General features: G+C 59.8%; 22 protein-coding genes and 1 pseudogene. 15 read left to right on the top strand and 8 right to left on the bottom strand.

The window, feature by feature from the left end; translation table 11 throughout:
• Window positions 1-33: 33 nt before the first annotated feature.
• On the bottom strand, window positions 34-879 hold the full coding sequence (locus E8E78_RS12205) for a DUF2252 family protein (RefSeq protein ID WP_230676111.1): 846 nt from the start codon (window positions 877-879) through the stop codon (window positions 34-36).
• A gap of 373 nt (window positions 880-1,252) precedes the next feature.
• Here E8E78_RS12205 and E8E78_RS12200 point away from each other — a divergent pair, with 373 nt between their 5' ends.
• From E8E78_RS12200 to E8E78_RS12180, 5 genes are all read left to right on the top strand, one after another.
• Window positions 1,253-1,690 (top strand): YeeE/YedE family protein, encoded by a 438-nt coding sequence (locus E8E78_RS12200; protein ID WP_049275704.1) that lies wholly within the window; start codon window positions 1,253-1,255, stop codon window positions 1,688-1,690.
• A 1-nt stretch (window position 1,691) separates the two neighbouring features.
• Window positions 1,692-2,120 (top strand): DUF6691 family protein, encoded by a 429-nt coding sequence (locus E8E78_RS12195; protein ID WP_049275703.1) that lies wholly within the window; start codon window positions 1,692-1,694, stop codon window positions 2,118-2,120.
• A gap of 131 nt (window positions 2,121-2,251) precedes the next feature.
• A complete protein-coding gene (locus E8E78_RS12190) occupies window positions 2,252-2,830 on the top strand; it encodes a thermostable hemolysin (RefSeq protein ID WP_049275717.1) in 579 nt (192 codons plus the stop codon).
• A gap of 628 nt (window positions 2,831-3,458) precedes the next feature.
• The gene (locus E8E78_RS12185; protein WP_049275702.1) at window positions 3,459-4,655 is read left to right on the top strand and encodes an IS256 family transposase; all 1,197 of its coding nucleotides are present in this window, start codon (window positions 3,459-3,461) and stop codon (window positions 4,653-4,655) included.
• A gap of 27 nt (window positions 4,656-4,682) precedes the next feature.
• On the top strand, window positions 4,683-4,901 hold the full coding sequence (locus E8E78_RS12180; protein ID WP_152906054.1) for a hypothetical protein: 219 nt from the start codon (window positions 4,683-4,685) through the stop codon (window positions 4,899-4,901).
• A 352-nt stretch (window positions 4,902-5,253) separates the two neighbouring features.
• On the opposite strand, the gene E8E78_RS12175 is transcribed toward E8E78_RS12180, so the two are convergent.
• On the bottom strand, window positions 5,254-6,087 hold the full coding sequence (locus E8E78_RS12175; protein WP_280312319.1) for an integrase: 834 nt from the start codon (window positions 6,085-6,087) through the stop codon (window positions 5,254-5,256).
• Window positions 6,088-6,776: 689 nt separating this feature from the next.
• On the opposite strand from E8E78_RS12175, the gene rfaD reads away from it, so the two are divergent.
• Window positions 6,777-7,802: an ADP-glyceromanno-heptose 6-epimerase gene (gene rfaD, locus E8E78_RS12170; RefSeq protein WP_280312317.1), complete on the top strand. Its 1,026-nt coding sequence runs from the start codon at window positions 6,777-6,779 to the stop codon at window positions 7,800-7,802.
• 219 nt (window positions 7,803-8,021) lie between these two features.
• On the opposite strand, the gene E8E78_RS12165 is transcribed toward rfaD, so the two are convergent.
• A complete protein-coding gene (locus E8E78_RS12165) occupies window positions 8,022-8,909 on the bottom strand; it encodes a MerR family transcriptional regulator (RefSeq protein ID WP_084966882.1) in 888 nt (295 codons plus the stop codon).
• A 154-nt stretch (window positions 8,910-9,063) separates the two neighbouring features.
• Here E8E78_RS12165 and E8E78_RS12160 point away from each other — a divergent pair, with 154 nt between their 5' ends.
• The 6 genes and pseudogenes from E8E78_RS12160 to E8E78_RS12135 all read left to right on the top strand — a co-directional run bounded on the left by E8E78_RS12160 (window position 9,064) and on the right by E8E78_RS12135 (window position 13,744).
• Entirely contained in the window at window positions 9,064-9,510 is a 447-nt protein-coding gene (locus E8E78_RS12160) for a PAS domain S-box protein (protein WP_016499701.1), read from the top strand.
• Window positions 9,511-9,760: 250 nt separating this feature from the next.
• A pseudogene (locus E8E78_RS12155) lies at window positions 9,761-9,959 on the top strand (short-chain dehydrogenase); the annotation flags it as partial.
• A 6-nt stretch (window positions 9,960-9,965) separates the two neighbouring features.
• Window positions 9,966-11,213: an FAD-dependent oxidoreductase gene (locus tag E8E78_RS12150; protein WP_061202860.1), complete on the top strand. Its 1,248-nt coding sequence runs from the start codon at window positions 9,966-9,968 to the stop codon at window positions 11,211-11,213.
• Complete coding sequence (locus tag E8E78_RS12145; protein WP_016499699.1) at window positions 11,210-12,019, top strand: DUF1365 domain-containing protein; 810 nt, start codon at window positions 11,210-11,212, stop codon at window positions 12,017-12,019. Before E8E78_RS12150 ends, E8E78_RS12145 begins: the two co-directional genes overlap by 4 nt.
• A complete protein-coding gene (locus tag E8E78_RS12140; protein WP_049275656.1) occupies window positions 11,994-13,256 on the top strand; it encodes a cyclopropane-fatty-acyl-phospholipid synthase family protein in 1,263 nt (420 codons plus the stop codon). Before E8E78_RS12145 ends, E8E78_RS12140 begins: the two co-directional genes overlap by 26 nt.
• Window positions 13,256-13,744: a DUF2878 domain-containing protein gene (locus tag E8E78_RS12135; protein ID WP_049275655.1), complete on the top strand. Its 489-nt coding sequence runs from the start codon at window positions 13,256-13,258 to the stop codon at window positions 13,742-13,744. The genes E8E78_RS12140 and E8E78_RS12135 overlap by 1 nt, the downstream gene beginning before the upstream one ends.
• Here E8E78_RS12135 and E8E78_RS12130 read toward each other — a convergent pair.
• From E8E78_RS12130 to E8E78_RS12110, 5 genes are read right to left on the bottom strand one after another with little or no spacing between them, the layout of a single operon-like run.
• Window positions 13,682-13,864, bottom strand: coding sequence for a DUF2256 domain-containing protein (locus E8E78_RS12130; RefSeq protein ID WP_080642791.1), 183 nt, complete (start codon window positions 13,862-13,864; stop codon window positions 13,682-13,684). The genes E8E78_RS12135 and E8E78_RS12130 overlap by 63 nt on opposite strands.
• Entirely contained in the window at window positions 13,861-15,387 is a 1,527-nt protein-coding gene (locus E8E78_RS12125) for a cryptochrome/photolyase family protein (RefSeq protein WP_059394897.1), read from the bottom strand. Before E8E78_RS12125 ends, E8E78_RS12130 begins: the two co-directional genes overlap by 4 nt.
• Before the next feature lie 8 nt (window positions 15,388-15,395).
• Window positions 15,396-15,701, bottom strand: coding sequence for a DUF6482 family protein (locus tag E8E78_RS12120; RefSeq protein WP_016499695.1), 306 nt, complete (start codon window positions 15,699-15,701; stop codon window positions 15,396-15,398).
• Window positions 15,698-16,234, bottom strand: a complete 537-nt coding sequence (locus E8E78_RS12115; RefSeq protein WP_059394898.1) for a DUF3833 domain-containing protein — start codon at window positions 16,232-16,234, stop codon at window positions 15,698-15,700. Before E8E78_RS12115 ends, E8E78_RS12120 begins: the two co-directional genes overlap by 4 nt.
• Window positions 16,235-16,244: 10 nt before the next feature.
• Entirely contained in the window at window positions 16,245-16,772 is a 528-nt protein-coding gene (locus E8E78_RS12110) for a chalcone isomerase family protein (RefSeq protein ID WP_156859594.1), read from the bottom strand.
• Window positions 16,773-16,931: 159 nt separating this feature from the next.
• Between E8E78_RS12110 and chrA the strand changes: the two genes are divergently transcribed.
• The 3 genes from chrA to E8E78_RS12095 form a co-directional block, all read left to right on the top strand.
• Entirely contained in the window at window positions 16,932-18,149 is a 1,218-nt protein-coding gene (gene chrA / locus E8E78_RS12105; protein WP_280312309.1) for a chromate efflux transporter, read from the top strand.
• Window positions 18,150-18,560: 411 nt separating this feature from the next.
• The gene (locus E8E78_RS12100; RefSeq protein WP_049277863.1) at window positions 18,561-18,986 is read left to right on the top strand and encodes a potassium channel family protein; all 426 of its coding nucleotides are present in this window, start codon (window positions 18,561-18,563) and stop codon (window positions 18,984-18,986) included.
• 200 nt (window positions 18,987-19,186) lie between these two features.
• Window positions 19,187-19,713 (top strand): GNAT family N-acetyltransferase (locus E8E78_RS12095; protein ID WP_280312306.1); only part of this gene is annotated, 527 nt, incomplete at its 3' end.

Raw genomic sequence — 19,713 nt, 5'->3', positions numbered from 1 at the left:
TGGGTCGGGAGGGTGATTACGTCTTGGCGCTGGCTAATCGTCGACCTCGCGAAGTGCTTTGATCCTTCCTTTCTTCTCGGCATTGACCAGCGCGGCGTAATCCTTTGCATTCTGACCGGCATAGGCCAAGGCAAATTCGCCAATGGCGTGATCGAACTCCTCCGACTTCCCGTTCATGTCGCGCAACTGCCGGACAAAGAACTGCCGGCCTTTGCTGCTTTCGATCCAGCCAAGAAAAATGTCGCTGGCCGACTGCAATAGCCGTTGACCGGTGACCACACGCTGCCCCTGGTTGGTGAATTCGCTGTTACCGGCATGAGGCGCCAGCACCGACGGGCAGGCTTCCTTGAATTGCGGGAGCAACGGGCTGTTCTGAGCGGAGAAAAACAATCCGACGAAGCAGAAGGTACCAAAGCTGCCGATCCCTACGGCTTTCACTGCAAAGTCTTCCAGGCGATAACGGTCAAAGAGAATGCGCCGCTCAGGCAGCAGGGAACTGCGGTAGTCTTCAAGCGCCAGCTTCACACGCTTGGCGAACCCGGCTTCGTGAATATGGAACAGGAGGGGAGGCTGGTCGACCAGGCGGCGCCTGCCACCCACTTCGTCGCTGATCTGGGGATAGAGGTAATCGCCGATGCGGGTCCTGGCTTTGGCCATCAGCTCTTCGCGCGCTTTACGGTATTTCGGGCTGGGAGCCATGTCGATCAGCGTCTGCGCATCCAGCCGGTCGTACCATATGTCCAGCGGGCTCATTTCCGACAGCTCGCGCATGCGCGTGCGGTAGGCATTTACACACGTCATGGCGAGTTGCCGCGCTTGTTTGTCGTCAAGCCGATTGTCCAGAGACGCGACGGCAAAACTCACCGCCAACCGTTTGATGTCCCACTCCCAAGGGGCAGGCAGCGTCTCGTCGAAATCATTGATGTCTTGCGCGAGCGAAACAGCTCGTCTTCACGAATGTCGTCAATGACCTCGGGTAGCGGTTTGCTCGACTGTTTTTTGGACCCAGGCATATCGGCACCTTTGTTAGGCAAAGGTCATGTGCAGAAGGTAGGCCTGAAGAACAATGGAACTCGGCTGAGCTAAACCGGCAATCCAGCGTCATGTATTCCTGAACAGGTATTCAAAGGTTAGCAGCAATCAGCGCCTGCCAAGGACCAGAAGGGCCGTCGCGATGCAGTAGATTTCAGCGGTGCAAGCACAGCGTTAAGATGGAAGCGGTTCAATTCTTCGGTTCGATAGGGGTGCTGAGATGTTGGTAGACATGGCTGCCTTCACGCCGTGGTCGGCATTGGCAGGTGGGGGACTGATCGGCCTGGCCGCCGGGCTGTTCGTGGTGGCGAACGGGCGCATTGCCGGTATCAGCGGTCTGCTCGGCTCGCTGTTGCAGCGCGCGGGCGAAGGGCGAGGCGAAAAACTGTTGTTCCTGCTGGGTATCATCGCCGCGCCACTGTTGTGGCGAGCGTTCTCGGCGATGCCGCCAGTGCATTTCAGTACACCCCCCTGGTTGCTCATGGTCGCGGGGCTTCTGGTGGGCGTGGGTACCCGCTACGGCAGCGGCTGCACCAGTGGCCATGGGGTGTGCGGCCTGTCCCGCCTGTCCCCGCGCTCGGCGGTAGCGACGTTGTGCTTCATGGCGGCCGGCTTTGCCACCGTCTTCGTGGTTCGCCACCTTTGGCCAGGAGCATGAAATGACCCGCATTAGCGCATTCATCGCAGGGTTGCTGTTCGGCATGGGGTTGTTGCTGTCGGGCATGGCGAACCCCACCAAGGTACTTGGGTTTCTCGATCTCGCCGGGCAGTGGGACCCGTCGCTGGCACTGGTCATGGTAGGCGCGATCGGGGCTGCGCTACTGCCCATGGCCTGGGCGCGTCGGCACCCTGTGGCCTTGTTCGGCGGCGCGATGCAGTTGCCTGCCCGGCGTGACATTGACCGTCGCCTGGTCGGCGGCAGCCTGACCTTCGGCATTGGCTGGGGGCTAGCCGGGGTGTGCCCAGGGCCTGCCCTGGTGCTGTTGGCAGGCGGTTTTTGGCAAGGCTGGCTGTTCGTGGCTGCGATGCTCGCTGGCATGGCGTTGTTCAATGGCTTGGAAGCGCTTGGCAAGAAAACGCAGGCGTAAAACCGCCTGCGTTTGATTGTGCGCAAGCTATCGCCTCGACTCGATCGCGCTTTCAGGCGAGCTGCTGTTTTCACTCCGCTTCAGATTCGCCACGGATACTCCCCCTGACCAACCCAGTCGGGGGGAGCTTCATGACTCAAACCCTATGGAGCAACCTGCTCCCATTGGCCATCGGCACCCATGCTGAACACCACGCCCATTTGTCCCTGCACCTGCATGATGATCAGGGGCGTGGGGAGCTGGAGCATTTCATTCACCAGTGTTTTGCCGACGCGCACCAGGCCGATATCCACCATTACCTGCCAGAACTACTGGCCCTGCGAGACAGCCATGGGCGATTGATAGCCGCGGCCGGGATGCGCCCAGCCAGCAGCGGGCGCTTGTTTCTCGAGCACTATCTGGATGAGCCCCTGGAAAGCGTGATATCGCGAGCGGCGGGGGTGAGTCTGGGGCGCGAGTGCATGGTCGAAGTGGGCAACCTGGCCTCGCTCAGCGCCGGCAGCGCCCGGATCATGATCACGGCCGTGACCTGGCTGCTCGCCACCCGAGGGTTGCAGTGGGTGGCGTTCACCGGCGCATCGACGCTGATCAACAGTTTCCAGCGCCTGGGCCTGGTGCCGACGGTGGTGGCCCAGGCCGACCCCGCCCGCCTGAGCGAGCCGGCACAGCATTGGGGGTACTATTACGACCAGCATCCGCAGGTGTTCTAGAGTCAAGCCTTGCCAGCTGCCGGTAGAGTCAAATAGTCCAGCAGCGCTGCCTGCTAAGCGAGCTTTTCTGACCCTAGAACTCATCCGTTACTGGGTGTTGGGTGACTTGTTCGGATTTTCCTTAATGCAGATTTTTCCCGACCTGCCACGGGGTTACCAATGGGTAACCCACCGCAGCCCGGCGTGGAACGCCCGGAGCTGAAGGGCGACCCTATTCATCAAAACGGGGCATCTGCCTATTACGGTTGAGCAAGCGTCATGAGCGGATCAGCACGAATTGCAATCATAGGTGCTGGGCTGAGCGGCCTCGATGCGACTTTCAGGCTCCAACAGATGGGTTCGATTATGTCCTGCTTGAAACCCGGTCTAGATCGGGTGGGCGGATTGTCACCCTGTCTTCAGTACAAAAGTGGGGCGCAACAGCCTTGGCCCGATGGTAGATATCCATCATGCATAGACGGAAGGCGGTCGGGCTTCGCTGTTTGGCTTCATAGGCATTCCGGGATCGTGTCCCGGGAAGTGGTGTAACTGAACCAGCCGAAGGCGCCCTGCGGGCGAAAGAGGATGGTCATCGTGGTTCTTGGCTAACGTTGAGTTTGCGGACTTAACCTTCACCAGAGAAACCACGATGACCAAGCCCACTATCGCATTGACCGAGTTGGTTGAGAAAGGGGCAGATGCTGATCTGCTCAAGCAAATGATCCAGTTCGTTGCCCAGCGCATGATGGAGTTCGACGTCGAAGGCCTGTGCGGTGCTGGCTTCGATGTCAAAAGCCCAGACCGGACAAACAGCCGCAATGGCTACCGTGACCGCCTTTGGCAAACCCGCGCCGGCGACGTCGACCTGAAGATCCCCAAGCTGCGCCAAGGCAGCTACTTTCCGGGCTTCCTCGAACCTCGATGCACCGCCGAAAAGGCCATGGCGGCGGTCATTCAGGAGGCTTACATCCAAGGCGTGTCAACACGCTCGGTGGACGAGCTGGTGAAGGCCATGGGCATGACCTGCATCTCCAAAAGCCAGGTTTCACGGCTAGCTGGTGAGATCGATGAGCGCGTTCACGCCTTACTTGATCGCCCGCTTGAAGGCGGCTGGCCCTATCTCTGGATCGATGCCACCTACGTCAAGGTGCGGGAGGCCGGGCGGATCGTCTCGGTCGCCGTAATAATCGCCGTGGCCGTGAACACCGACGGTGGCCGCGAAGTGCTGGGCATGCGGGTTGGGCCGTCAGAGGCCGAGCCGTTCTGGACAGACTTCCTGCGCAGCCTCATGCGCCGAGGTTTGAGGGGCGTGAAGCTGGTCATTTCCGATGCTCACGAAGGCCTGAAGGCAGCTGTTTCTAAGGTCTTCAACGCGACTTGGCAGCGCTGCCGTGTGCACTTCATGCGCAACGCCATGGCCCATGTCGGCAAGGGCCAGCGCACCATGGTAGCGGCGCTGCTGCGCACGGTCTTCGCCCAGGACAGCCGTGCCGAATGCCATCAGCAATGGCGTTTGGTCGCTGATCAGCTACGCGAAAAATACCCCAAGATCGCGACACTCATGGACGGCTGCGAGGATGAGGTGCTGGCTCACATGGCGTTTCCAAAAGCGCACCGACAGCAATTACACAGCACCAATCCACTGGAGCGGCTTAACGCGGAGATCAAACGCCGCACCGACGTCGTGGGCATCTTTCCCAACGATCCTGCAATCACACGGCTGGTAGGCGCGATGCTGCTGGAGCAGAACGACGAGTGGTGCCTGCAACGGCGTTACATGCAGTTGGAGGCCTTTGAGGCAGTCAGCGATAATCCACAGGCCAAGCTGTCGGCCGTGATCAACTAAACGGCAAACTCAGTGGCCAGAGCCATGATGAGTTACACCACTTCCTGGGACACGATCACGTTTCCGGCTCCGGTAAGACGTCACGAATGCTGGCAGCCCATTAAAAATCTTGAGGCGCTCATCAAACATGCGCGTAGCTTCCAGCCTCATTCTGGAGACACGCAGGAAGATATCCATTTGCGTGAAGCCCTCGATGAGCTGGCTAATTCCTTGGAAGAGGGTGCGAGTCGATCACAGCAGGCTTGATATCTGCGTGGTAACTTGGCCCGTGATCCCATGCCACACGCCCGCTGACTCCTACTCATCACGGCGCTCTTGCCTAGGCTTCCTGACGTAGGTGGAGCACTTTGGTGCGTCATTCAAGGCTAGAGCATCCCAAAGACGTCCAGCCTCAAATCGCCCTGCGAGCTGCTTGATTCACGGCAGCCGTGCTCGAAGAGCCACGTCCACTCTCTATAACGCCATCCGCGATGCTTTCCATTTTGAACCAAGGTCGGCGATAGGCGAACCGAGATAGCTAGCGTCGCTCCTCAGGTCTCGCCCACAAATCAGACAGGGTGGGGGTAGGGGACATAACGCCCATTTTTGGTTGTAAAGATTACTTGCGCTGGGCGGTCGAGTTCAGGAAGGCAACGACCGTCAGCCCTCGGAACTTCCTTGCTGCCCCGCGAATTTCAGCTGAGTTTGAGGCATCCGCCAACTGCCCCAACGTCTCCCTCGATCCAGCTAAAATCACTCCGAGCTTTTTAAGCCCAAGCGCACCCCTCGCATTTTCTACCGGGAAAATAGGTAAGGCTGGAAGCAAATGGCTGCCATCAATATTGTGATAATGCAAGTACCGGGTGAATACTTCATCGAATTCCACTGAGAGCCTTTTCCATCCCACACCGTCGGCATTCCGCTCCAGCCATCTACCGCTTTCGTCGAGGACGAACTGATCCAGATGACCCGGGTTGGTGGCCGAGCCAATCACACGATCCAAACGCTGTGAAGAATACCTGGCAATGGTGAGACATAGCTCGATCGACTGGAAGTCACTACTGGGTAAAAGCCGTTCCAGATTCCGGATAATCCAGGTCATCTCGACGTCGCTGATGATCTCTCTAGCTGTAGGATGCTTGAGAAGAAGATGAGACAGTGGTGCTTTGGCCACGTTCAGCCGGTTCGTACCGACGTCCTTGAGGTAGTAATTTAGGAACTGAGTGACGATTCTGATCTCACGCTTCCAGACATTTCCATCGATTTCATTTTCCGCTCCAGCGGCGCGCGAAGCGTCAAACGGCAGCCAATCTGGGTTTATGACCCAGTCACGGAACCCTCGTTGCACGCTGGGGATGAAGCGTGCTTGCCTGCTGGTTGCGCACCAACTAGGGTCTGGCTTGGCAACGAAATCCGCATAGCGCACAAAGTCCTCACGAGTCCAGTCGATCATTGAAACCTCGTTAGCGAAGCTCCAGTTGAGCATCTTTTCGAGCGCCATGGCGCACGTGTAGTACAGGTGCTTTGGTCTTTGCGGATTCCAGCTGAAAGCTATCCAGTTGACATATCTGTGCGCATACCAAGTGTTCAAAAATGGATTGAAGCTAGGATCGAGCGCATCAAGTCGAGCGGCCACCTGATCATTAGAAGGTAACCGTGTCTCTTGATTTGCCCGCCAATGAGCGTATGGCGGGAAGATAGGAAATGGGATGAATGGCCGCATATCTGGACAGCAACCGAGCTACTATGCAGAGGATATCCAGTAGGTTTAGCAGATGATTACGCTGTACCCAAGGCAAGCCATAGCGGTCACGTTGAACGGTGGTTTGTGAAATCGGAGGCAGGAAGGTGGTACAGGTAGGGACGGGTAAGTGCTTGATTTTTCAGGAACGGGGTTTTATGAAAATCTCAACGGAGGTTAGTGGAAACGGACACAACCAGACACATCTACCTAATATGACATTTAACATAATATGCATTATCCGAACCTTCGTATTTTAGCGCTGCACCGTGGTTGCCCAGATGGTGAGCCTGCTCAAGGCCCTCATGCGTCAAACACGGTTCATTCGTTGACCCAGGTTAAGGTTGGCTCTTGTTCCCTTGATTAAAATGCGGGCACCGTACCCTCACGGGGAATCTGTCATGACCATCATCGTAACCAGTGCCGCAGGATTCATCGGTAGCAATCTCGTACAGGCGCTCAACCAGCGCAACGAAACCGAGATCATCGCCGTCGACGATCTGACCGATGGCGACAAATTCCGCAACCTGGCCGACAGTGAAATTGCCGACTACCTGGACAAGGACGATTTTCTCGATCGCTTTGCTTGTGGTGAGTTTGGCAACGTGTGTGCTGTGCTGCACCAGGGAGCGTGTTCAAGCACCGTCGAAGCTGATGAACGTTTCATGATGGATAACAATTACCGGTTCAGCCGTGAATTGCTGGCGTCTGCGCAACAGCAACGGGTCCCGCTTTTATATGCGTCATCGGCAGCTGTGTATGGCGCCGGGCAGGATTTTCGCGAAGAACGTGAGTGTGAGCGCCCGCTAAACGTCTATGGCTATTCCATGTTCCTGTTTGATCAACAGGTACGCCGGCAGTTGATGACAGCTAGGAGCCAGGTCGTCGGCTTGCGTTATTTCAACGTCTACGGGCCCCATGAACAGCATAAAGGTGCGATGGCGTCAGTGGCCCTGCACTGCTTCAACCAGTACCAGTCCCATGGAAAAGTCAGCCTGTTCGGCAGCTATGGTGACTATCCCGGCGGTGGCCATCTGCGTGATTTCGTCTCTGTGGATGATGTGGTCAAGGTCAATATGTTCTTCCTTGAGCGCCCACAGTTGAGCGGTATCTTCAATGTCGGCAGTGGTCGCGCCCAGCCGTTCAATGACGTTGCCTTGGCTGTGATCAATCGGCTGCGTGAGCAACAAGACCAATCGCCCTTGTCACTTGAGATTGCCTTGCTTGAGGGGGTGCTTGAGTACAGCGAATTTCCTGATCATTTGCGTGGCAAGTACCAGTGCTACACCTGTGCTGACCTGCAGCGCTTACGCGCTGCCGATTACCAGGCGCCCACATTGACCGTCCAGCAAGGCGTGGCCCGCTACTGCGACTGGTTGCAGGGTATCAAAAGCCCGCCGCCTGCTCCGCTCAAGCAGACGGCGTAAGCTTGATATTGCGTGCATTTACAGAAAACCAGTGATTTTATCTCTGTGTTTTTCGTTGTTTGGGCAAAAATTGCTGATAACTACACTAAATGTCTATTTAGTGTAGTTATTGACGTGCTGTTCTTCAAAACGCTTACGAGCCATCTGCCCTACTCTTCACGACCTCAAGTTAAACAACCGCTGCGGACGCTCAGCCAGTCTGGGGGGCAAGCCCCTCGGTCAAACGTCAAGAGCACCCCGGTGCAAGGCGTTCAGCATGCGCGCGGCGTCGGCGCCCCCCTCGTCCAGCAGGCATAGCGGGATTCCGCTCAGGGCGGGTTGCGAATCGGCCAGCCCCTCGCCTATCAGGGCCAGCGGGCACGCGATTTCCATCTGCAACGACCGCAAGCGCTTGGCCAAGCCGGGGCCCACCGGCACCTGGACTTTTATCACCAGTGCCGCAGGCTGCATGGCCGCACAGACGATGGGTAGCTCTTCAAGTGGCTGCCCGCAACCGAGCACGTCGATACGCTGTAGCTCACTGCTCAACAGTAGCCCGGCGCACAACACACTGAGTTCGGCTTGCCCCTCGCTACCGGCTAGCAAAACCTGCGGCGCATCGACCTGGTTGACCTGCAGACGCAGCAGCAAGCGGGCGCGCAGGAAAGTGTCGAGAAACAACCACTGGCTGCGCTGGCCTGGCGCAGTGCCTGAAGCCAGGTCATGCCACACTGGCATCAGCACTTCACGCAGCACGGTGGCCTTGGGCAAGAGTGTGAACAACTGACCATGGATCCCCTCCAGTGCCGGCCGATCGAATGCCTTGGTTGCGCGCACAACGGCCGCGCGCCAATCGTCAAAGGCCGAATGCTGCTGCACAGACGCCTCAGGCTGGGCTGCGAGCAGATCACCGACCTTGCTGACGGACAGGCCGTTTGCTGTCCAGCGCAAGATATCGCGTATGCGCTGTACATCCCGCGCCGTGTAAAGTCGGTGGCCACCCTCGGTGCGCTGCGGACGTATCAACCCATGGCGCCGCTCCCAGGCACGCAGGGTCACCGGATTGATGCCGGTCAAGCTGACAACATCGCGCATAGGTAGCAAATCGGGTGGGGTAGCGTCAGTCATAACGAGGGGATATCCGAGTGGTAGGCCATTCTAAACCCATATGCACCTTCTGCGGCGAGCCTCCTTGGTCCATCATGCAACAAACAGCGCCGATACCTTCTGCACAGAAGCTACGCTGCGCATATCGCATACAAAACGCCTGTAGGTGGGCCCTATGATCACCGCGAAACTCCTGCAACTGATGGTCGAGCATTCCAACGATGGCATCGTCGTCGCCGAGCAGGAAGGCACTGAAAGCATCCTGATTTACGCCAACCCCGCCTTCGAGCGCCTGACCGGCTATTGCGCCGACGATATCCTCTATCAGGACTGCCGTTTTCTTCAGGGCGAAGATCATGACCAGGCGGGCGTGGCAACCATCCGCGAGGCGATCCGCGAAGGCCGCCCCTGCTGCCAGGTGCTTCGCAACTACCGCAAGGACGGGAGCCTGTTCTGGAATGAGTTGTCCATCACGCCCGTGTACAACGAAGCGGACCAGCTGACGTACTACATCGGTATTCAGCGCGACGTCACCGCGCAGATATGCGCCGAGGAGAAAGTACGCGCGCTGGAGGCTGAAGTGGCTGAATTGCGCCGGCAACTGGGACAGATAGAGCATTGACAAAAACCTATACAAGATCGTCTTTCTGTATAGATTAATGCTTGGCTTTCAGCTATACCTGTACAACAAACAACTTTTGTACAGGATTTTCTGGGGCCCAGCATGCCAGCGTACCTACAGCAATTCGTCGTGCGCCTCGCCAGGTTCGATGGGGCTAACATCGACACGCGGGAAAAACTGTACGACGAGCTAAGACCACGGCAAGGCTACCTGCACTGGACGCTGCAGTTTTGCCACCCACGCCTGGCCCGCGGTCACCCTGGTCAGCCCTGGCTTCGTCGACACGCCACTCATACGTCGCAACGATTTCCCCACGCGGCTGCCCTGCCCCATCCCTGGAAATCAACTGTCCCGGTCTTTTCACATTGGTGTTGCGCCTGTCAGGGGCACTACCCGCGCGCCTGCGTTTGGCACTCGGCCAACGCCTCGCCCGTCATGAACAGGAATGATGATCCATGCGTATCGCAATCATCGGCAGTGGCATCGCGGGGCTGACCTGCGCCCATCTGCTGTCACGCAAGCATGAAGTAACGGTGTTCGAAGCCGAGCAATGGATCGGAGGGCACACGCACACGCTCGATGTGATCTGGAAGGGTCAGCGCCATGCAATAGATACCGGCTTCATCGTTTTCAACGACTGGACCTACCCCAACTTCATACGCTTGCTCGACCAGCTCAAGGTCACCTCGCAGCCGACCGAAATGAGTTTTTCCGTGCATGATCCGGTCATTGGCCTGGAGTACAACGGTCACGATCTGAACACACTGTTTGCTCAACGCCGTAACCTGGTGTCGCCAGGTTTCTGGGGCATGATAAGGGATATTCTGCGCTTCAACCGCCAGGCGCTGGCCGACCTGGACAACCAGCGAATCGATACAGACACCACCTTGGGCGCCTACCTTCAGACACAGCGCTACGGGCAGCGCTTCATCGACCACTATATCGTGCCGATGGGGTCTGCGATCTGGTCGATGTCCCGCGCCGACATGCTCCATTTTCCCCTTGAGTTCTTCGTCCGTTTCTGTCGCAACCACGGCTTGCTGTCGGTCAACCAACGGCCACAGTGGCGGGTGGTTGAAGGCGGTTCACGCAGCTATGTCGCGCCGCTGTGCAGACCGTTTGCTGAACGCATACGCCTCAACTGCAAGGTATCCCGGGTCAGCCGCGACGAGGGAGGCGTGACTCTGGTGAGCGCGGCCGGCACCGAACGCTTCGACAATGTGGTGTTCGCCTGCCACAGCGACCAGGCTCTTGCGGTATTGGAAACCCCAACCATGCTGGAGCGCGCTGTACTCAGCGCCATTGGCTACGCCAGCAACGATGTGGTGCTGCACACCGATACCCGCCTGCTGCCACGCCGCAAGAGCGCCTGGGCCAGCTGGAACTACCGCCTGGGCGGCCCCGAGCAGGCTCCCGCCGCGCTGACCTACAACATGAACATCCTGCAAGGAATCCAGGCGCCGACAACCTTCTGCGTAAGCCTCAACCAGACCGCACTGATAGACCCGGCGCAGGTGATCGCGCGCTTCCAGTATGCCCATCCGCAGTACAGCATTGCCGCGTCCGCTGCACAGGCGTGCCAGGCACAACTGCAGGGTCAGCAGCACAGTTACTTCTGTGGCGCTTACTGGGGCAACGGCTTTCATGAGGACGGGGTGGTCAGCGCGCTGAAAGTGGCTGCGCACTTCGGAGAGCAATTGTGAACAGCAGCCTTTGTCTGGGCTGGATCAGTCACCGTCGGCTGACCCCGCGGCGCCATGCTTTCCGTTACCGGATTGGCATGTTCTACGTGGACCTGGACGAACAAGCCTGGCTCATGGGCCTGTCACGCTGGCTGGGGCGCTGGCGCCTGGCACCGCTGTGCTGGCGCGAGACCGACTACCTGCCAGCGCAGACCCGGCACGGCAAAACCCTGGCACAGGCAGCACGCTTGCTGGTGTGTCAGGCCACTGGGCATATGCCCGAAGGCCCGGTACGGCTGCTCACGCAACTGCGTTGCTGGGGGCTGTCGTTCAATCCGGTGAGCTTCTATTTCTGCCACGACCGCGACGGCTGCCTGACGGCAATCCTGATGGAGGTGCGCAACACCCCGTGGCGTGAGCGTTTTCATTACGTACTGCCGGTGCAAGAGAACATTGCCAAGCCGTTCACCGTGGCCAAGGCCTTCCATGTTTCACCGTTCATGCCGGTGGACATGGACTATCACCTGCGCTTTTTCCTGAGCGCAGACCATGTACGCATCCACATGCAGAACTGGCAGGACGGCCACAAGGTGTTCGAGGCCGACCTCGCCCTGCACCGTCAACCACTGGATGGAACCGCACTACGTCGATATGTCATGACCTTCCCATGGATGAGTCTGCGCACTGTCTCGGCCATCTACTGGCAAGCGTTACGCCTGCTACTCAAACGCACCCCCGTGCATGACCACACCACCAGCCAGAATGACCTGGCGCTGGGCCAACCTTGCGAGGACCCTGATGATGTCAAATCCCACACTGAGCGTTAGCAAGTTCGCAGGCCTTGCGCCCTTGCTCGGCGGTCTTGCACGCAGCGCCGTGCTCGCCCAGCTGGGCAAGCTTCGCCACGGCCACCTGCGCCTGCTCTGCCACGGGCAGCAGTGGAGTTTCGGTGATGTCGACAGCCCGTTGCAGGCCGAGGTGGAGATCCTCGATGACGCCTCCTGGAGCCTGATCGCCGGCAATGGTTCGATCGGTGCTGGCGAGGCCTACATCCACGGCTATTGGCGAAGCCCCGACCTGGCGCTGGTGACCCGCCTGTTCGTCGCCAACCTTGAAGTGCTCGACGCGCTCGAGGGTGGCCTGGCCCGTTTCGGCCGCCCTGCCCTGCGCCTTCTGCACCGGCTCAACCGCAACAACAAACGCGGTGCCCGGCGCAATATTCTGGCCCATTACGATTTGGGCAACGCCCTGTTCGAGCGGCTGCTGGACCCCACCATGATGTATTCAGCGGCCCAATTCGAACATGCTGGGCAAACACTGGAGCAAGCCCAGTTGCACAAGCTGGAGCGCATCTGCCAGAAGCTTGAACTGCATCCCGACGATCACCTGCTGGAAATTGGCAGCGGCTGGGGCAGCCTGGCAATCCACGCGGCCACCCGTTACGGCTGCAGGGTCACCACCACAACGCTCTCCGAGGCCCAGTACAGCCATACCCTGGCGCGTGTTCAGGCCTTGGGGCTTGAGCAGCGCGTGAAGGTGCTGCGCGAAGACTACCGCGACCTGCAAGGCACCTTCGACAAACTGGTTTCGATCGAAATGATCGAGGCAGTCGGCCATCGTTACCTGCCTGCGTATTTCCGCCAGTGTGCCTCGCTGCTCAAGCCCGACGGGCTGTTGCTGCTGCAGGCGATCACCATCCGCGACCAGCGCTATGCCCAGGCGCGGCGCTCTGTCGACTTCATCCAACGCTATATTTTCCCAGGTGGCGCCCTGCCTTCGCTAAGCGTGTTGCTCGACACCGCCAGCCGGCACACCGCACTCAACCTCGTGCACATGGAGGACTTCGGCCAGGACTATGCCCTCACCCTGCAGCACTGGCGTGAAAACCTGCGCCTGGCGCGCACGGCACTGACGGACCTGGGCTACGACGACATGTTCCAGCGCCTGTGGGAGTTCTACCTGTGTTACTGCCAGGGCGGTTTCGAGGAGCGCACCATCGGCGTTGCCCACCTGCTGTGGGCAGCGCCACTGGCGCGTCGCGCTCCATTGCCTGACGGTGCCTGATGCCTGGGCGCTGGCTCGTCGCCAATGCCGTCTGGTTACAGGCAGGCTGGTGGATCTGCGTGCTAGGCGCAGAACGCCCCTGGCTATTGCTCCTGGTGATTGCAGGTGTGGCGGTGCACCTGCGCCTGTGCCCGGATGTTAACGCCGAGGTCAAGGCGCTGTTGCGCGTCACCTTGGCCGGGTGTGTGCTCGATAGCACGCTGGGGGCGCTGGGCGTGTTCGGTTTCGACGGCTGGCCGCTGCCACTGTGGCTGGCGCTGCTGTGGCTGGTGCTGGCCAGCGGCATGCGCCACAGCCTGGCATGGGCCGGCAGGCACTGGCAGATCGGTGCGCTGATCGGGGCACTCGGCGGCCCCTTGGCCTACGTAGGCGGCGCAAGGGTTACACAGGTCGCCCTGCCGTTGGGCACGCTGGAAACCGGCCTGCTACTGATGCCGATCTGGGCGTTGGCCCTGCCCCTGCTCGCGCGCCTCGCGGCGCGGCGCTGACCTACGGCATCGCTCGGAGCAGTAGCGCACCTGCTCCCAACAGCGTGCCCAGCGCTTGCGCCAGTTGAACGGCCGGCCACACACCACGCAGACCTTGCTGGGCAAAAGACTCTTTTTCATAGCGGCTGCCGCGCATCAAGCTGCGCCAACAGCGCCTGGCCACGCTGCCACACAGCGTCGCGCCGGCTAGCCGTCATGCCATCCAGGCTGCGATACACCAGGGTCAAACGCGGGTTCGTCGACAGCAGCGGACGATGGCGGATAAGAAAATGCCAGTACAGGGCATTGAACGGGCAGGCATCGTCCTCGATTACATGATCGACCTTGTAACTGCAAGCCTTGCAATGATCGGACATGCGCTGGATATATCGACCACTTGCGCAGTACGGCTTGGACCCCAGGTATCCGCCGTCGGCGTGCATCACCATGCCAAGCGTGTTGGGAAGCTCGACCCAGTCGAAGGCATCCATGTACACCGCCAGGTACCACTCGCAAATCGCGGTGGGCACGATACCGGCCAGCAAGGCGAAGTTGCCGGTCACCATCAGCCGCTGGATATGGTGCGCGTAGCCCAACCGCAGGGTTTGGCTGATGGCTTGCTGCATGCAGCGCATGCGGGTGCGCCCGGTCCAATAGAATTCAGGTAACGCTCGGTCGTTGCCCAGGTGATTGAGCCCGGCATACTCCGGCATGCGCAGCCAGTAGATACCGTGCACATACTCGCGCCAGCCGATCAACTGGCGAATGAAGCCTTCAGCTGCATTAAGCGGCACCCGCCCCTCGCGCCAGGCTTGGTCGACCTCCTCACACAGGCATCGCACATCCAGAAGCCCGATGTTGAGCGCCGCACTGATGCGCGCATGGAACAGGTATGGCTCGCCCTCGGCCATTGCGTCCTGGTAGTCGCCGAATGCCGCCAGGCCAAAATCCAGAAAATGCTGCCACAGCTGATGTGCCTCGGCATGGGTCACGGGGTAGTCAAAGCCGTCGATGTCCCCGTAGTGGTCGCTGAAGCGCCGACGGACCAGGGCGACCACCGCTGCCGTGATCCCGTCCTGCGCGAAATGCGCAGCGAACGGCCCACGCAACTGGCGCGGTAATGGCTTGCGGTTTTCACCATCAAAGTTCCAGGCCCCACCTGCCGGGCTGCCGTCCGGCTCCATAAGCAGCCCGGTTCGCTTGCGCATGCCACGGTAGAAGTGCTCCATACGCAGTTGACGACGCTCATGGGCCCAGCGCGCAAAAGCTTCGCGGGAGCACAGAAAGCGCGTGTCGCGATGCCACACGAGGGGCAATGCGGCATCATGCAAAGCCTGCTCCAGGCGCCACTCTCCGCACTCGGTCAGGTGAATGTGCGTGGCGCCCAAGGCGTGTTGCCAGCGGTGCAACTCGCCAACGATGCTGCCGCTATTGCCGTCAGCATCGAGCTCGACGTAATGCACCTGCCAACCCCGCTCACGCAGGGCCTGGGCAAAGTGCCGCATGGCGCTGAAGATGAGCACGATCTTGAGCGGATGATGCGGCACGTAGCGGGCTTCACCCTCCACCTCCGCCATCAGAACAGCATCGCGGGCGGGGTCAAGGGCAGCCAGGCTCGCCAGGTCGAACGACAGCTGGTCACCCAACACAAGGCCCAGGCGCATCGTTCAGGCTACCATTGGCTGGTGAGGGTTACCGGTACGCGCAGCGGCGCAATGGGGCCGTCACGTTGCCCGCACATCTCATCATGCACCACCTGCTGTACCAGCATGCACGGCACGGTTGGCAGGTCGGCCAACAGCTGGCGTAGCTCGGTAGTGGAGCGCACGCGAACGGGCTGCCCATGGGCATCGCTCAATGTCACAGGGCCGGCGTCGGTCAAGGCACGCAGGAGGTAGAAGCCACCCTCCAGCGACAGCAGTTCAAGTTCCTTTGCTTCGCCGGTCGAGACCAGCTGGGTAAGCGCGATCAGGTTCATGGTGTGCCCTCTGGCAGGCGGCGGAAGAACAGGGTGATCTGGCCGATTTCAACGCCCAGCTTGCTCATGCTTGAACGGTTGATCAGGGTGTCGTCATCCATGAGGTACATCCAGTCGTCCAGGTCTACCTGCCAGTGCCGCCCGTCCACTGGCAGGTCCAGCTGGTACCGCCATCGCAGCGCGTTACCCGCCACTTCGCCGCGCGCCTCGCCGATCACGTCCCCCGCGGTACCGCGCCAGCGCCCCGGGCCGTCTGGCGCAAGTGTCCATGTACGCTGCTGGCGAGTGCCATCACTGTAGAGAAAATGTTCGTCGAGGATCAGCCGCTCACCCTCGCGGCGGCTGTCGATACGTACATGGAAGCGCTTGACCACTTCGCCGGAACGCTTCTGGAACATCCCCCAGGCCTGCACCGGTCGCGAGAAGAATGCGGCCAGGTCCAGTTTCGGTTGCTCCTGGGCATAGTGCTCAACACCGACATTGCCACAGCTGCCCAGAAGCAGGCACGACACCAGCAACAGCACTTTGTACATGTCATGTTCCTCAGTCGTTACCAGCCAGCCCAAGCAGGCGCTGGCGCAGTTGTGTATCCCTGGCTCCGGGGTCGAGCCAGATGGCAAAAAACGCCCTGGCAAAGACCGGGTCGGCGATTTCGCGGCTAAATTTACCGTCGACGTAAAAGCGGCAGCCCTGCCCCGGCAGGTACAAGCCGGTAATGCGCATGCCGGGGTGCACATCCACGAATGCCTCTTCAATCCCATGGGTCCACGCCGTGCGTTGTTGCGGCGTTATGCTGCCACCGTTGAGGCGGCGCATTTCCTCAAGGCTGGCCTGTACCAAGGTGCCCCTGGACAAGGAGCGGTGGTAGAGCAGCTCAAGGGCGAATGGCTGGTTCCAATCATGAACTTGCCCTGCCGTCCATAATTGCGCTGTATATAGACGCAGACCAAACCAGGTGAACTCACCACTCCCAAGCCGTTGCGCCCCAGGCAGATCCGCCCTCCAGTCCGCCACCGCCGAAAAGGCAGCCAGTAGCAGACAGAGGCAAGCCCAACGAGCACGGTGCGCCATACTGACCTCGATCACGCGTAAATACTGTACAACGATAGCATCTTGTATAGATATTGCGTTAATACTGCATAGATTTTTCATGCGCAGCACCAGATCAGGCCTCATGGCAGGCTGTCCCAACTACAAAAACTACAGCGTCACTAGCCCAAGGAGCCTGCCGTGTCAGAACACACTCAGTGCGGCGTGAAGCCCAGCGACTCTGCCTGGTCGGTGTTTCTGGTGTTCTTGCGCCTGGGGCTGACGTCTTTCGGTGGCCCCATTGCGCATCTGGGTTACTTTCGTGAAGCATTTGTCGCGCGCCGCCAGTGGCTCAGTGAGCGCAGTTATGCCGAGCTGATCGCCGTGTGCCAATTGCTCCCCGGCCCCGCCAGCAGCCAGGTCGGCATTGCTCTGGGCCTTTCACGGGCGGGGTTCGCGGGCGCTGTCGCCGCTTGGGCAGGATTCACATTGCCATCGGCCCTCCTGTTGACGCTGTGTGCTCAAGGCCTGGGGGCATGGGGAGGTGGCGCCCCAAGTGGCCTGTTGCATGGCCTGAAAATCGTCGCAGTCGCCGTGGTGGCCCAGGCTGTGTGGGGCATGGCGCGTAGCCTTTGCACCGATGTTGCGCGGGTAACCATCGCCCTGTTCGCTGCCTGTACCGCGCTGCTGTGGCCCAACGCAATCGGGCAGATAGCCGTGATCACAGGGTCGGCCATCACAGGCTTGATCCTGCTCAAGCCTCCGGGCTCCCCTGCAGGGGAAAAGCTGCCGTTTTCAGTCAGCCGAAAGGCCGGGCTGGCTGCGCTGGTAGTGTTCTTCGCCTTGTTGGTCGGTTTGCCGCTATTGACCCGCATCTGGCCCTCGCAAGCACTGGCAATGGTCAACGCCTTTTATAGCGCAGGCTCACTGGTATTCGGCGGCGGGCATGTGGTTCTACCGTTGCTTGAGTCGGCCACAGTAGCCCACGGCTGGGTCGCAAATGACACCTTTCTGGCTGGTTATGGCATGGCGCAGGCCATACCGGGCCCACTCTTCACGTTTGCAGCCTTTCTGGGCGCATCGATGAGTGTGCAGCCATCCGGCTGGGTGGGCGCGACTGTTGGCATTCTCGCCATTTTCACCCCCTCCTTCCTGTTGGTGATCGGTGTGGTTCCCTTCTGGGAAACACTGCGGCGCAGCGCCCGCAGCCAGTCAGCGCTTGCCGGGGTAAACGCCGGCGTGGTCGGGCTTCTGCTGGCTGCCTTGTACCAACCGGTGTGGACGAGCGCCATCGCCAAGCCAGCAGACTTTGCATGGGCGCTGATCGCCTTGATGGCCCTGATGTTCTGGAAGTGGCCTGCATGGGTGGTTGTCCTGGGCTGCGGCGTGTTCGGTTGGCTGCTGAGCGGTACCTTATAGCCGCGCTCTGTTTTCTTTTTCGCGCCCCCCGCTGCCGTCAATGCAGGTCGCGGCGCAGGAAATCGTCGAATTCCATGTCCCGCCCTTCGAGGCAGCGTCTGCCTTGAAGTGATACGCCACGGCCGGCGCGACGAAGCACTCTGACTCAGCTGGCAGGCGCAGGCCTGACATTTGCCAACCGCGCAGCGTCTGTTCGCCGAGTTTGACCTTTATCAATCGCCCCGCCCGGTGCAGGGGTAGAAACAAGGACGCAGGGCACTCCAGCCCCCACTCTCGGTCTGCAAACGGAGCCCATCATGAACGACATCGATTTGCGAGACCTTGTAATCGAAGAGCTGGAATCCAATCCCGATATCAATGGCGCCAGCATCAGCCAGCCGTGACCCTGCAACCCCGTGCCGAGTAACGACGATGCTCACTGTCACTCTGATCAACATGCTGATCGTAATCCTGGTGGTGGTAATTCACTACGAATGCCTGCTGCGCCTGAATGACTGGCTACCGCGCCTCAGGCTGTGGAGCCGGTTTCGTATCGTCGCAGGGGTGTTCGGGGCGTTGCTGGCCCACGCGGTGGAGGTCTGGTGCTTCGCCCTGGCTTATTACCTGATGGCCCATGCCGAGGGCTGGGGCACGCTCAGCGGCAATTTCGACGGTAGCTTTCTGGACTGCGTATATTTTTCCTTCACCACCTACACCACCATAGGCTTCGGCGACATCGCCCCCACCGGCCATCTCAAGTACCTCACCGGCCTGCAGGCGCTGACGGGCCTGGTGATGATCACCTGGACCGCTTCGTTCCTGTTCCTGGAAATGCAGAAGTACTGGAAAGCCAAATAGGGCTGATCAACCACTTGGGAATTGAGGACCACATCCAACAGGTCCTCGTTCAGGTTCGCGGCGATCAGAGGCCGAGGCAGCACATCGACCGCCTGCAGGTTTGACAGGTCATGAGTGAAGCATTTGACAACTGTCAAGTCAGGGCAAGGCCCGATGCCGAAACTGACCTTCCTTGTTCATTCAACAAAGAGGACATTGCCATGGCGCCCGCCGAGACTTCCCGTGTGCACACAAACCCTTCGTTTCCCAAACCTTCGGGTGAATACTGGATCGAAGCCCTTGAAAACGGCGTTCACGTGCTGATCAGGCCCCTGCAGGCCAAGGACCGAGAACGCGAAAAAGCCTTCATCGAACGGCTGTCGCCCGAGTCGCGGCATTTCCGCTTCCTGTGCCAGCTCAGAGAGCCCAGCAAAGCCATGCTCGACCAGCTGATGAAGGTCGACCAGGATCGCCAGGCGGCCTACGTCGCCCTCGCCCACGTGGATGGCGAATTGCAGGAAGTGGGCATTTCCCGCTACGCCACCGCCAGCGGCAAGGACGAGTGCGAATGTGCCGTTACCGTCATGGACAGCTGGCAGCACCATGGCCTGGGTCGCCTGCTGCTCAAGCACCTGATCGATCATGCCCGGACCAAGGGCTTGCGGCAGATGTATTCGGTCGACGCGGCAGCCAACCATGCGATGCGCGACCTGGCCAAGGCGGCGGGGTTCACCACCGCCGCTGACCC

This window comes from Pseudomonas sp. BN505 (genome assembly GCF_029873175.1).
Taxonomy (GTDB): Bacteria; Pseudomonadota; Gammaproteobacteria; order Pseudomonadales; family Pseudomonadaceae; genus Aquipseudomonas; species Aquipseudomonas putida.
The sequence above is the reverse complement of the archived record's forward strand: the minus strand, read 5'-3'. Positions and strand labels throughout refer to the sequence as shown.

Excerpts from the sequence above, each read along its gene's own strand:
- E8E78_RS12175 (WP_280312319.1), bottom strand. The coding sequence starts at position 6,087 with ATGATCGACTGGACTCGTGAGGACTTTGTGCGCTATGCGGATTTCGTT.
- E8E78_RS12120 (WP_016499695.1), bottom strand. The coding sequence starts at position 15,701 with ATGAACCTGATCGCGCTTACCCAGCTGGTCTCGACCGGCGAAGCAAAG.
- E8E78_RS12150 (WP_061202860.1), top strand. The coding sequence starts at position 9,966 with ATGCGTATCGCAATCATCGGCAGTGGCATCGCGGGGCTGACCTGCGCC.
- rfaD (WP_280312317.1), top strand. The coding sequence starts at position 6,777 with ATGACCATCATCGTAACCAGTGCCGCAGGATTCATCGGTAGCAATCTC.
- E8E78_RS12135 (WP_049275655.1), top strand. The coding sequence starts at position 13,256 with ATGCCTGGGCGCTGGCTCGTCGCCAATGCCGTCTGGTTACAGGCAGGC.
- E8E78_RS12115 (WP_059394898.1), bottom strand. The coding sequence starts at position 16,234 with ATGTACAAAGTGCTGTTGCTGGTGTCGTGCCTGCTTCTGGGCAGCTGT.
- E8E78_RS12140 (WP_049275656.1), top strand. The coding sequence starts at position 11,994 with ATGTCAAATCCCACACTGAGCGTTAGCAAGTTCGCAGGCCTTGCGCCC.
- E8E78_RS12125 (WP_059394897.1), bottom strand. The coding sequence starts at position 15,387 with ATGCGCCTGGGCCTTGTGTTGGGTGACCAGCTGTCGTTCGACCTGGCG.
- E8E78_RS12195 (WP_049275703.1), top strand. The coding sequence starts at position 1,692 with ATGACCCGCATTAGCGCATTCATCGCAGGGTTGCTGTTCGGCATGGGG.
- E8E78_RS12185 (WP_049275702.1), top strand. The coding sequence starts at position 3,459 with ATGACCAAGCCCACTATCGCATTGACCGAGTTGGTTGAGAAAGGGGCA.
- E8E78_RS12110 (WP_156859594.1), bottom strand. The coding sequence starts at position 16,772 with ATGGCGCACCGTGCTCGTTGGGCTTGCCTCTGTCTGCTACTGGCTGCC.
- E8E78_RS12130 (WP_080642791.1), bottom strand. The coding sequence starts at position 13,864 with ATGAAAAAGAGTCTTTTGCCCAGCAAGGTCTGCGTGGTGTGTGGCCGG.
- E8E78_RS12160 (WP_016499701.1), top strand. The coding sequence starts at position 9,064 with ATGATCACCGCGAAACTCCTGCAACTGATGGTCGAGCATTCCAACGAT.
- E8E78_RS12190 (WP_049275717.1), top strand. The coding sequence starts at position 2,252 with ATGACTCAAACCCTATGGAGCAACCTGCTCCCATTGGCCATCGGCACC.
- E8E78_RS12180 (WP_152906054.1), top strand. The coding sequence starts at position 4,683 with ATGAGTTACACCACTTCCTGGGACACGATCACGTTTCCGGCTCCGGTA.
- E8E78_RS12200 (WP_049275704.1), top strand. The coding sequence starts at position 1,253 with ATGTTGGTAGACATGGCTGCCTTCACGCCGTGGTCGGCATTGGCAGGT.
- E8E78_RS12100 (WP_049277863.1), top strand. The coding sequence starts at position 18,561 with ATGCTCACTGTCACTCTGATCAACATGCTGATCGTAATCCTGGTGGTG.
- E8E78_RS12165 (WP_084966882.1), bottom strand. The coding sequence starts at position 8,909 with ATGACTGACGCTACCCCACCCGATTTGCTACCTATGCGCGATGTTGTC.